A 12,247-nucleotide genomic window follows, 5' to 3' on the forward strand; every position below is an offset into this window, starting at 1 on the left:
TTTATAAAATATGCGGAATAAATAAAGTATAGTGCATTGTAATAACTTAAAAACTATGAGGGAGGTGATAATAATGAATGCTACTATGCGCTATTTTATAACCTTAAAATGTATTAAATGCCATAAATGTGCAAATATATGTCCTGTAGATGCAATATATGAAGGACATGATAAATTTGAAATTAATGACACCAAATGCATAACCTGTGATAAATGCAGAGAAATATGTCCTGTAGATGCAATACATTATGAAGATGACGAATTTAGAAGTATAAATAGGGAAATGGATTCCTATTTTGGTGGGGGAGCATGGCCATCCCCAGGAAGGTATAACAATTTAGAATAATGGAGGTCTCAAAATATGAACGCAATAACTTTAGTTATTATCGCTGCATTAGTTTTAATCATTGCATATCGTTATTATGGATATTTTATAGCTACTAAAGTCTTAATGATAGACCCGGACAGGGAAACTCCTGCTAATAAATTTAATGACGGAAGAGACTACGTGCCAACTAACAAATGGGTAGTTTTTGGACACCACTTTGCTGCCATAGCTGGTGCAGGCCCACTTATAGGTCCAGTTCTTGCTGCACAATTTGGATACATGCCAGGCTACTTGTGGCTGCTTATAGGAGCAGTGCTAGGCGGTGGAGTACATGATATGGTAATTTTATTTGCTTCAGTTAGACATGATGGCAAATCTTTAGCAGAAATTGCAAAGGAAGAAGTTGGTAGGATTACAGGAACAGCCAGCAGTATAGCAGTCCTTTTAATAGTAATTTTGTCTATGGCAGGACTTGCCATTGTCATAGTAAATGCCCTTTACTCTAATCCTTGGGGTACTTTTACAGTAGCAGTTACTATACCAATAGCTATGTTTATAGGAATATATATGAGATATATTAGACCTGGAAAAATAGGAGAAGCTTCAGCTATAGGAGTTATATTAGTACTTTTAGGAGTAGTACTAGGACCTGCTGTTAAAGCATCTAGTTTAGCAACCTACTTTACTCTTAACGAAACCCAATTAAAACTTGTCCTCCCAGCTTACGGTTTTCTTGCTGCTACTTTACCTGTATGGTTTTTACTAGCTCCAAGGGACTATTTAAGTTCTTATATGAAAATAGGCACTATACTTGTCCTGGCTTTAGGCATAGTATTGGTTAGACCTACAATTGCAATGCCTGCAGTAACTAAATTTGCATCTGGTGGAGGCCCTATAATACCAGGACCACTATGGCCTTTCTTGATGATAACTATAGCTTGTGGAGCAATATCAGGTTTCCACGCCTTAATATCCTCAGGAACTACACCAAAGCTTATAGATAATGAAAAAAGTATTCCTATGATAGGATATGGTGCTATGCTGGCAGAATGTTTTGTAGGAGTAATGGCACTAATTGCAGCTACAGTTCTTCAACCTGGAGATTATTTTGCCATAAATACTAGTGCAGCAGCTTTCGGCAAACTACAAGCTGCAGGTTATAAAATTGTTAACCTGCCTCAACTTTCACAGCTTGTTGGAGAAAATATAGCACATAGACCCGGCGGTGCAGTATCTTTAGCAGTAGGAATGGCCTATATATTTTCCAGGATACCCTTTTTAAAATACTTAATGTCCTATTGGTATCAATTTGCAATAATGTTTGAGGCTCTATTTATATTGACAACTATAGATGCAGGTACTAGAGTTGGAAGGTTTATAGTTCAAGATATAGCAGGAAAAGTTTATAAACCTTTGAAAAGAACCGATTGGTGGCCAGGAATTATAATAACTAGTGGTTTGGTATCTTTTGCCTGGGGATATTTATTGTTTGGAGGAAGCATATCAACTATCTGGCCTATATTTGGTGTGGCTAACCAGCTTCTAGCAACTTTAGCTTTAACTATAGGAACTACTATAATATTAAAGCATAGTAAAAAAAGAAGTTATGCCCTCATAACCTTAATTCCAATGTTAGCTTTACTTGTTACTACTGTAGGTGCTGGTACATGGTCCATATTCAAAACCTATATTCCTAAAAATATGATATTAAATTCTTTTCTTATGACAATAATGATTGCTATAGTAATAATAGTAGTGGTAGATTCCGCATCTAAATGGAATAAAATTATTAAGGATTAAGAAATAGTATAAAATAATCAATTCACAATGCACGATGCATCATTAGCGGAGAAAAATCTACCAAAATTGTGCACTGTGAACTGTTAACTGTGAATTGACCTAGCAGATCTAATTATTTCATCAGCCGCTTCAAAGCATAATCCAGCTAAATCCTCTACATGAAGCTCATTAACTACAGAACAATCGTAAAGAATAGTGGCATCTGCCGGGAACTCATCATCTGCTGTCCATAAACCAAATACCATAGGCACATTAGGTAATATATTAATCTTTATTCCCACGTCTCCAACATCAACTTTTTTTCCACCTAGCTTAAGACCGGCTTCCAAGAAAAGGTCTCCCTTATGCCCAAAGAATTCAACTAATTTATCTATGCCGCGATCTGCAAATCCCTGATAAGCATGACCAACTCCTTCTAATTCTCTAAAAGGCACCCACTTATTTGTTAGACTGCTGTTAGTAGCCCTGTATAGATAACTAAGCATAAGCATCTTAAGCATAAGCATTGTATTTACATCTACAGATGGATCTTTATCTTTATTATACTTTAATACAATATTCCCCTCTGGATAAGAAATTAAGTATTCTTTGTTAAAACAAGTTAATGTAAATTGTTTTTTTTCAATATCATAATAAGACCTGCTTCTTTTAGCCACTTCTTCTGGATTATATTTAACAAATTCCTTACGCATATTTTCATAACAAATCTCATAATTATTTTCCTTGTTCATACCTTCACCCCTTAAATACATAATAACATATTACTAGTAATTCTTGCCTAACTTATACTAATAATGCAAAAGTATTTTTTATGTTTACTTAAATACTCAACTTTAACGCATATAAAATTTTTTTAAACTGCGAAAGCTAAATAAAATAATAAACGTACTTGCATTTGCTGAAAATATATGATAATATTTATTTATTAATAATTTATGTTAATAAAAAGGAGATGGCGAAATGGCATTTAAATGGAAAGACGAATTTAATTTAAATATCGATGAAATAGATAAACAACACAAAAAACTAATGGAAATAGGAAAAAAAGCCTATGATATTGCAGTAATAGATGATGGATATGATAGATATGATGAAATAATGACAATACTTGATGAGCTTTTAGAATATACAAAATATCATTTTGAGTATGAAGAAAATATGCTAAAAAAATATAATTATGATCATATTCATGATCAAGAAGAAGAACATGGTTTTTATGTATATAAAATAAATGAAGTTGCCTCTAGAGAGGATATAGATGATAATCAAAGGAAAGTAATATTAGAAATTATAGACTTTTTATCTGAATGGATTAGTAACCATATTATGATAGCAGACAGAAAATATGCAGTATTTTTAAAAACTGTTTAATAAAAGAACGAGAGTAAACTAAAATAGTTTTTACTCTCGTTGTAAGTTTCAAAAATAATTTGGTTGTTTCTACTTACTAGTAGCAGCTGAAACCATAGCTTTTACATTTTCAACCTCAGCATTAAATGGTATTATACATCCTGAAGAAAGAATTAATCCGGTACCATCAAAATCTTTAATAAGTTTAGTACAATAATTTCTATTATTTCACACCTATTGACTCTGGCTTTGATGTCTTTAGATTAACCACTGATTGGACAATTGAGTAGATCACAAGACATACAGCACCAAATACAAATGGAAATCTCATAGACGATATATTAAAAGTCTTCTCAACAAAAGCAAAGAAGAAACTTGAAACAAAACCACCTATGCTCATAAATGCAAGAGCTATAGAAATTGCAAAAGGCTGTGCTGACTGAGGCACCGGCATACCAACATACATAATTACAGCTGGCACCACAAGTCCAAATCCCATTCCAACAATAGTTGTTGCAACAGTAAACATAAAAACGCTATTTCCATAGATCAAAATCACAAATCCTATAGCATGGAGAACCGTTCCTACAACTATGGTGTACTTTACAGCTATATGATATAATTTTCCAAAAATTGCACCAGTGAACATCCCACCTATAGAGAACATAGTAAGTGCCATCGCTGCACTAGCTGAAGTTCCCAATTTATTGTCAACTATTAAAGATGATATACCCGTTAACATTGGGTAATTTATTAAAGTATAAACTAGGAAAATTATTGACCATACATATACCATACCAGGCATCTTTACTTTTTCGTTCTTTGCCTTTTCTACCTTCTGAGGCTCAGGTAACATGAAAATAACTACGATAAGAGATATAACAGCCAAAAGATAAGTTAAAAAGGTAGTTCGCCAGCTAATAACACATAAAAATCCTCCAAGCATCTGAAATACGATACCACCTATATTTTGAATAACACTATTGTAACCCATGAGATTTTCTACATCTTTTCCTTGGAAAAAGTTCATAATAAGTGCTGATGGAATTGGAGATATTAAACCTACCCCAGCTCCCAATATAGCCCTCATAATAAGAATTACAACAAAGCTATTTGTAAAATAAGGGAAAGCACCACCAATGATAGTAAGAATTATTCCAATAATTGTAACACTTCTAAATGTCATAATATTACCGGCTAATTTTCCTCCTATCATTGAAAATGGAATCGTGGTTAAACATGGTAATGTAGCTATAAGTACCACTACACTAAAATCTATTTTGGGGAAGGCCTGACCTATACTTGCAAGTGCAGGAGAAGTTGCTCCTTGTGCCATAACCAGAAATGAAAAAGAAAATATTGCAAATATAATTGCTGATTTACCTTTACTCATACCTTTACTCATAACTTTAAACTCCCTTCTTCGCTCTTTGATTTTAAAAAACTTTTCATATAAATTTTTATACTTTAGAAATGAAAGTATTCTCTACTAGTTATTTCCTATCCCACCAATCAGATATAGTCATTGTTAGATCTATGAATTTAAAATACATCTGACCGGAAAGCATAATTGGAATTCTATCCGGTTTCTCCATGTTTAGTGCGGCCATCATTCTTTTATCACGTATTGCAGTCATCTCTTTTGGTATCATGTTATTTCACCCCCATAATTTTTGAAATACACTTGAACATTTTAAATCTTCTGTATGTATATAGTATAATATTTATACGTTTACATTTCACCCTACATGATGTAGAAATTTACGGTAATATTTTATACATTTATGTAAGATAAAATTTTTGTATATGTTTTAAACTTTTCTAAATTGTTTTCATTTAAAATAATTACTTTTGCTCCTTTCACATCCCCCATTTCAATGAGTGTAGAAAACAATCCACTATCAACAGATTGTGGAGATTCTTTTTCATTTCTTTCTCCTATGGCTTTTCCACTTTGCCATACCTTATATTGCTGCTGCAATGGAATATGAAAAAACATAAATGATGGAATTATTTTGCCAAATTGTTTTTTTAGATTAGTTGATAATTTTTTATACCAATCTATTTGTTCTTTTCTTATATATCCATACCCTTTTATGTCGTAGCTGCCTGAATCAAACATGTAAATGTTAAATGTAGACTTATCATTTTGTACCTCCATAATTAAATTTTTAAGCAAAAATAAAAGGAAGGCTTCTTTAAGATAAAGCACTTCCTTGACAAACCACAAATTGTAATAACACTTACTTTATAACTAATTTATTGCTGCCATCCAATTTCATTTTATAAATCTTATCAGACCAATTACCATAATATATCCATCCATCTAATACTTCATTTAACCTACTGGCCTCACTATTTAGCTTAGTTCTATTAGTTCCATCAGTAGTTATCTTATAAATGTTCCCTTTTGTCTGATCAAGCGGAAGTATCATTGCAGTATGTCCATCGTAAGGATTATTGCTATAGTATATCCAGCTTCCACTTACTTGAAGGTCCCAACTAATGTCATCATTTAATTTTTTTATATTTGTGCCATCAATATTCATCTTATATAATTTATAGTTATCTTCAAAATCACTAAAATAAATATTACTATCACTTAATTTTAAGAATTTAGCATATTTATTATAAATCTTTATTTTATTAGTACCATCGATGCTCATTTTAAATATACCCGGCTTCTCTTCACTAATTGTGCTGCACTTAGTGACAGAACTTACACCACTATAATAGATGCAATCTTTATATATATTTATATTATCAACCAGTTGATTAGAAAGCTTAATTTTATTTTTTCCATCCGTATCAATCTTATATAGTCCACCCCTTACCACATGATTCTCATCCATTTCAGGTCCTAGTGCATAATATATATAACCCTTATAGAAAACAGCATCAGTAATATAATCGTCACTTGTTAGTTTAATTACTTGGTTATCTCTTGTTTTATATATGCCACCACTTCCAATAGAACCAATGTAACCATTAACATAATAAACCCAGTTATTAGCAACACCAATAATCCTCCCAGATGCCTGTCCAATATAACTCTTATTTGTTCCATCAGCATTAATTTTTACTAATTTATCATTTTTATCAGATTCATATAGCCAGTTTCCATCTTCAACTATCGGTTCCATATTACTTACTTTAACTTCGTTGCTCATATTACTAATTGGTTTAGCATATTGACCTCCTGAGCTCGTAAGTAATGCAGCTGACACGCACATTGCTAGAAAGACACTTTTCAATACAACCACCTTCTATTTTAAAATTATTACATAGATACTTATTTATGTAATAAAACCACATACCTAATTATACCATATGATCCCACTTTATTACTTTTATTTATAATCTTAAATTAATATTTCTAAATTTCTTTAAATCTTTTAAATACTAGTTGTTAAATAAGTATGGCTCTGTTGCAATATCGGTTTTTCAAATCACTATGAACAGTAAAAAGCAGATAGTTTAAATTTGAATTGAACTATCTGCTAATACACAAATTAAGAATACTATTCATTATCTGATTTAATAATTGGCTTTCCATCTTTATCAACCAACAACGTTAATCCACCAGCATATCCATCATAACTAAATAAATATTCAACACCTGTTTCTTTATCCACTATCACCTTATATCCAAATGTAGTACCCTCTTTAAAAATTTCCTCAAATCTTTTATTAGACTTTTCACCAAACATTCTTTACTTCCTCCTTTCAAGATTGCAGAAATTTACCGCTGCTCATTAATCTATAAGTAAATTATATCATTTTATACAATATCTCTCTATTACTTTTTATGACAGCTATCCTCACCTCTCAAGGATTCTTCTTTATAATGAATGGTGTTATAATATTATGTATAATAATTCTATCATGGAGAGGACGTGTCAAGCTTGTACATAAATGAAACAAGGGTAGTTGTTAGATATGCAGAAACTGATAAAATGGGTATAGTTCATCATTCTAATTATTATATATACTTTGAAGAAGCTAGAACACAGTTTATAAAAAAGACTGGTATAAGTTATTCACAAATGGAGAAAGACGGTATAATGTTTCCTCTAGTTGAAAGTAATTGCAGATACTTACAGGGTGCAAAATATGAAGATGAACTAATAATAAAGACTTGGATTAAAGAATTAACACCAGTTAAAGCAGAATTTAACTATTCGGTTATTAGAGAAAATGACCAAAAGGAAATTGCAAAAGGAAGTACATTACACACTTTTGTTAATAATAATTTTAAGATAATCAATTTAAAGAAAAAACATACAGAACTATTTGAAAAATTACAGTCACTAATATGATAAAAAAGCAATTGGCTTCTATAAGAGAGCAATTAATAAAAACAAGCATTATGAATACAGTTATTTGAATTTAGCATTAATTTGTAAATATAAAGATACAAAAAAAGGTATAGAAATTTTATCTGATAGAATTAATAATTGCAGCAAAGTACATTTTTTTTATTACCCCAGCAAAAGATAAACTACTATCCCGACGACTCCAGAACCAAGCATGATGTAAATCGGGTTCGTTTTCCATCTACGCAGAATGAACAGGCAGGTTAGAAACATGACTACAGCTTTCCAATCTACATGAGAAAATACACTAAAAGTGAATACTTCGGAATTGAACAGTGATAAAAACAGAATAGACATTCCCACTGTGGCAATCAGGGAAACAATAGCCGGGCGCAGCCCTTCAAAAATTCCTTTTACAAGCGTCATGTCTCGATACTTGTAATAATAGTAGCCAACAATAATCGCTAGTACTGTCGTTGGAAATGCACAGCTGAAAGTCGCCACAATAGCACCTGTTACCCCTGCCATTTTCATTCCCACGAATGTGGAAGCGTTCAAGACAATCGGTCCTGGTGTCATTTGAGAAATCGTCACTACGTCAGCAAATTCCTTCATCGTCATCCAGTGATTCTGGGTGACAACCTGCTGCTGAATCAGCGGAAGTATTCCATAACCACCGCCGAAACTAAAAAGCCCCACCTGCAGAAAACTCAAAAGCAATTGCCAGTAAATCATGTTTTCATCGTCTTCTTTCGTTTTTGAATGGCTGTTAAAATACCACCGAATGCACCGCAGATCAGAATAACCCATATCACATTTACACTTAGAAAATATATTGCGCAAAAGGAAGCGATCATGATAAAAATTGAAAGAGCGTTTTTCGATTTGCAGATTTCAGTCCCACCAGAAATCACCACATCAGCAATAACAGCCGCAATTCCCGCCTGCATTCCCTTTAGAACAGCATTTACTACTGGATTCGTTTTAAATTCCTGGTAAAATAGTGAAACAACAGCTATAATGACTAGCGGTGGTAAAATCGTTGAGATAAGCGCCACAATTACTCCAGGAATACCAGCCAGACGGTAACCGACCAAAGCAGAAGCATCGACGGCCATTGACCCCGGCAAAGACTGTGAAATAGCAACGATATCCAGCATTTCATTTTCATCAATCCAGTGAAGTGTATCAACAAATTTATGCTTCATCAGTGGAATAATCACATATCCGCCTCCAAAGGTGAAAGCGCTAACTGAAAATGTTGACACAAACAGTGTTTTGTAAAACTTTAAATTTCTTTTCATCTTTTCTCCTTCACAGCTGATTAGTGAGTGTTTTTATAATTGAGGAATTTGCATAATCAAAAAATTAAGCATCCTAATATATATTTTTATTATAGTACAAGTTCCATTTCTTCTCCATAAATATGTAAAAAATGTATTATTTTTATGATAAAGTTTCATAGATACTCAACTATTTACAAACAAAAGAATTGATCACTTGAATCACTTAAAAAATAAAACTTTTATATGTCAAAAGTAACCTTAAATCATCAAAAAAATTTTAGTTTCATAAGCATAAATAATATTTTCGCCATATTCTAGACTTGTAGCTGCACTATGAAGATGTTAAAATTTATATACATAGCAGTATAATTTTATCAATAAAAAGGATGTGTTTAAGATTTTTAATAATAAGAATATAGAAAAATATTCATCAGCAGTTACCCTATCAGATATGGAGATTTTCATATTTCCGGAACTTCTATATAGTCTCTTACTAGCAAACATAATGTCTCCAATTATATGGGAATGGAAGAAGGATGAATGGTTTAAGGATATTGACAAACTAAATCCATATAGGAAAATATTAAGACTTAAGCAGTATATAATGGACAATTATGATTTTAATTTAGATATTGATACATGGGGACTTACAACTAAAGAGAATGAAATAGCACGTTTTGAACCATTTATGAATGTTGAAACAATAAGCAGGAGTAACGCCTTGTTTGGTTATGAAGGAGACAAATATTATTTTAGTATGGATATTAGACGACATTTTGGTCTTGATAAATATAACTCTAATGAGATTCCTTATTGGAAGACTGAAACTGTAGAGGCAATGAATGCATTCAAATACAAAAAGAACTACGAAAAGGGTGCAGGTGAATGTGTGTCCTTATCTACTCTTTATGCCGCTGCACTGTTTATAATATGTAAAATACCTCTTAAAGACATATACCTGCTTGCAACACCACTTCATTCACAAAATTTTGTAGATGTAAAGGGTGGAATAGTAACAAATAATAGAAGAATTGTTACTAAAAATATGTGGTTTAACGGTACTGAACTTACGGTAAAAGCTCAAAGAGCAATACGAAATGAGCAAATTACAATTATTTCTCATAACACAGGTTTTGTCCATGTGGTATATCCCGAAGCAACCATAAATCATGAAGTATATACGGACTTTGAAAAAAAGCTCAAGAAGTTCCTTGTACATGATATAGATTATGAGATGTTATGCAATTTTCTTAGGCAGGAGAGCCATCTTCAGAAATTCTTTCAAATTAAACATGAGTACCACGGCATTCACAGATATATTCCTGCTGAAAAGGCCTATGCTTATGAGCATACTAGTTCTTTTAAGATAAATAAGAGTACGAGGGACAAACTGCTGTCTGAGATTGATGAGTATGAATTTTCTCAGGAACCGATACAAAATAGAATATGTCTTAATAACTTTGATGAATTCTTTAAAAAACACAAAGTAGATTTTAATGATGAGAATGATATTATCAGTGTAATGGATCAACTTAACTTACCTAATATACCACTAAAGGAGATTTTAACTTCATTATGTGAATTTTGCAATATAGACCCAAGACTTCCTGGAAATAATAAAAATTTTATTAAGTCAGAACCAATACAATTATCTTCAGAAATGAGCCGTGAAGATATTGTTAACTATTTAGAGTCTATTAGAGACACAAACGTTTCTGCAGATCTTGCTTTTTATGCATTAAGAGATTTTTCCAGAACCGAATGGGATCCTTTTATCAAGGCAGCCTTAGAGCGAAATCCTGTTTCAATTAATATGTACCAAAACTTAAGTGAAGATGAAGTTATAAATACATTGGAGAGTATGCCTAACTTATCAATATATAATGGCTCTCGGATGGCTCAACCAGATGAAGTATGTAACTACCAACGGGGAGACGGTCTAGAAAAAGCTATATGTTTAGCTAATATATTAAAGTATAGAAATAATTCTCGAAGTATACGTATTAGGGTCCTAAATGATCACGTTGAAATTAATTTTAACAACAAAATTATTAATTGGCCGTCAAATAAGTGCTTAAATGGTACTATAAAACTTTAAAGTTTGTTTCTATTTATTAAAGTGATATTCATTTAAAAAAATGGTATAGATTTGATTTTTCACACAAATCTATACCATCCCCTTGAATAATTATATCTTCTTTGCAAGTTTTTATGAATCTTACTCTATTTAACCTATTTTAGCTGTTGAATCTCTTTTCTATTTGATTTTGAAGCATACTTTTTTCATTATAATATTTCTCTTCCATTTCATTTAATATTTGCTTTTTAACCCAAACATTATTAGCAAATACTGTTGCCACCCCTAAATAATAATATTGGAGACCTTTATTTCCACCAATATCATTGAGATATTGGTTATATTTCTCAAAACAATACTTAAATTTAAAATCTTTATCTTTATTAGTTTTTATTATCTCACTTATTGAATTAATCCAATATATAGTGCAAACAATAATTTTCCTGTCTGTATTATTTTTACTATATTTTAAGAAGTTTTTCAATGTTTTAATATAACTATCATTATCTTCACTATCTAAACTATTAGCTTCATTACCTATTAAGCTAGTCATTGTTGATTCCAAATCTCTCATCTTATGACTAATTTTAGAATCCATTCCGTCTAAATTCTTGTTTAATTCTTCTATTTTAAACTTCATATCATTAATCTGATTCAGTCTGTTTGCTGCTGCATTTATTTCTTGTGATACATCTGCAAGATTATCAAATGCATCCTCAAATTTGCTCTTTGTCTCTCGCGATACGTCTACAAGATTATCAGATACATTTTCGAGTTTGTTCTTTGTATTATTAGATTTCTGTTCCCCATTTATTGTCACTATTATAGCAATTATTGATAATATTATTGATGATAATGCCACTGCAAAAGACACTTCATCTACAAATTTGATATTCCAATAACACGACGTTGTTATAAAAATTGCTATAACTACTATACTAATGATTATAATATATATTATATGTAATTTTAATTTTTCATGATCTACTACGCAGCTTATATCTTCTTGTTTCATATTAATCACCTCATTACATGATATTCTCAAAAATATAATTTATTACTTTTATTGAAATTCTTTATTTTTAATTTT

The 12,247-nt window shown here is 31.5% G+C and carries 14 protein-coding genes; 5 read left to right on the forward strand and 9 right to left on the reverse strand.

What is annotated here, in order from left to right; translation table 11 throughout:
- Positions 1-73 precede the first annotated feature (73 nt).
- Both DMR38_RS18060 and DMR38_RS18065 read left to right on the forward strand, forming a co-directional pair.
- Positions 74-346: a 4Fe-4S binding protein gene (locus DMR38_RS18060; protein ID WP_127722675.1), complete on the forward strand. Its 273-nt coding sequence runs from the start codon at positions 74-76 to the stop codon at positions 344-346.
- A gap of 15 nt (positions 347-361) precedes the next feature.
- Positions 362-2,128, forward strand: a complete 1,767-nt coding sequence (locus DMR38_RS18065) for a carbon starvation protein A (RefSeq protein WP_127722677.1) — start codon at positions 362-364, stop codon at positions 2,126-2,128.
- 83 nt (positions 2,129-2,211) lie between these two features.
- Here the strand turns inward: DMR38_RS18065 and DMR38_RS18070 are convergent, their stop codons facing one another.
- Entirely contained in the window at positions 2,212-2,859 is a 648-nt protein-coding gene (locus tag DMR38_RS18070) for a DUF3786 domain-containing protein (protein WP_127722679.1), read from the reverse strand.
- Between the two features lie 229 nt (positions 2,860-3,088).
- Between DMR38_RS18070 and DMR38_RS18075 the strand changes: the two genes are divergently transcribed.
- Complete coding sequence (locus DMR38_RS18075) at positions 3,089-3,499, forward strand: bacteriohemerythrin (protein ID WP_127722681.1); 411 nt, start codon at positions 3,089-3,091, stop codon at positions 3,497-3,499.
- Between the two features lie 202 nt (positions 3,500-3,701).
- Here DMR38_RS18075 and DMR38_RS18085 read toward each other — a convergent pair whose 3' ends face one another.
- The 5 genes from DMR38_RS18085 to DMR38_RS18100 form a co-directional block, all read right to left on the reverse strand.
- Positions 3,702-4,883, reverse strand: coding sequence for an MFS transporter (locus DMR38_RS18085; protein WP_243124354.1), 1,182 nt, complete (start codon positions 4,881-4,883; stop codon positions 3,702-3,704).
- 88 nt (positions 4,884-4,971) lie between these two features.
- A complete protein-coding gene (locus tag DMR38_RS21985; protein ID WP_175413057.1) occupies positions 4,972-5,130 on the reverse strand; it encodes a hypothetical protein in 159 nt (52 codons plus the stop codon).
- A 122-nt stretch (positions 5,131-5,252) separates the two neighbouring features.
- A complete protein-coding gene (locus tag DMR38_RS18090) occupies positions 5,253-5,639 on the reverse strand; it encodes a hypothetical protein (RefSeq protein WP_175413058.1) in 387 nt (128 codons plus the stop codon).
- A gap of 82 nt (positions 5,640-5,721) precedes the next feature.
- The gene (locus tag DMR38_RS18095; protein WP_127722683.1) at positions 5,722-6,732 is read right to left on the reverse strand and encodes a DUF5050 domain-containing protein; all 1,011 of its coding nucleotides are present in this window, start codon (positions 6,730-6,732) and stop codon (positions 5,722-5,724) included.
- 267 nt (positions 6,733-6,999) lie between these two features.
- Positions 7,000-7,188: a DUF6440 family protein gene (locus tag DMR38_RS18100; protein ID WP_127722685.1), complete on the reverse strand. Its 189-nt coding sequence runs from the start codon at positions 7,186-7,188 to the stop codon at positions 7,000-7,002.
- Between the two features lie 195 nt (positions 7,189-7,383).
- Between DMR38_RS18100 and DMR38_RS18105 the strand changes: the two genes are divergently transcribed.
- Complete coding sequence (locus tag DMR38_RS18105; protein WP_127722687.1) at positions 7,384-7,797, forward strand: thioesterase family protein; 414 nt, start codon at positions 7,384-7,386, stop codon at positions 7,795-7,797.
- A gap of 162 nt (positions 7,798-7,959) precedes the next feature.
- On the opposite strand, the gene DMR38_RS18110 is transcribed toward DMR38_RS18105, so the two are convergent.
- Together DMR38_RS18110 and DMR38_RS18115 are read right to left on the reverse strand one after the other, a co-directional pair.
- The gene (locus DMR38_RS18110) at positions 7,960-8,529 is read right to left on the reverse strand and encodes a chromate transporter (RefSeq protein ID WP_127722689.1); all 570 of its coding nucleotides are present in this window, start codon (positions 8,527-8,529) and stop codon (positions 7,960-7,962) included.
- Positions 8,526-9,098, reverse strand: coding sequence for a chromate transporter (locus DMR38_RS18115; RefSeq protein WP_127722691.1), 573 nt, complete (start codon positions 9,096-9,098; stop codon positions 8,526-8,528). Before DMR38_RS18115 ends, DMR38_RS18110 begins: the two co-directional genes overlap by 4 nt.
- Before the next feature lie 370 nt (positions 9,099-9,468).
- On the opposite strand from DMR38_RS18115, the gene DMR38_RS18120 reads away from it, so the two are divergent.
- On the forward strand, positions 9,469-11,178 hold the full coding sequence (locus DMR38_RS18120) for a hypothetical protein (protein WP_127722693.1): 1,710 nt from the start codon (positions 9,469-9,471) through the stop codon (positions 11,176-11,178).
- 139 nt (positions 11,179-11,317) lie between these two features.
- Here DMR38_RS18120 and DMR38_RS18125 read toward each other — a convergent pair whose 3' ends face one another.
- The gene (locus DMR38_RS18125) at positions 11,318-12,172 is read right to left on the reverse strand and encodes a hypothetical protein (protein ID WP_127722695.1); all 855 of its coding nucleotides are present in this window, start codon (positions 12,170-12,172) and stop codon (positions 11,318-11,320) included.
- Between the last annotated feature and the right edge of the window lie 75 nt (positions 12,173-12,247).

Source organism: Clostridium sp. AWRP (assembly GCF_004006395.2).
Lineage (GTDB): Bacteria > Bacillota > Clostridia > Clostridiales > Clostridiaceae > Clostridium_B.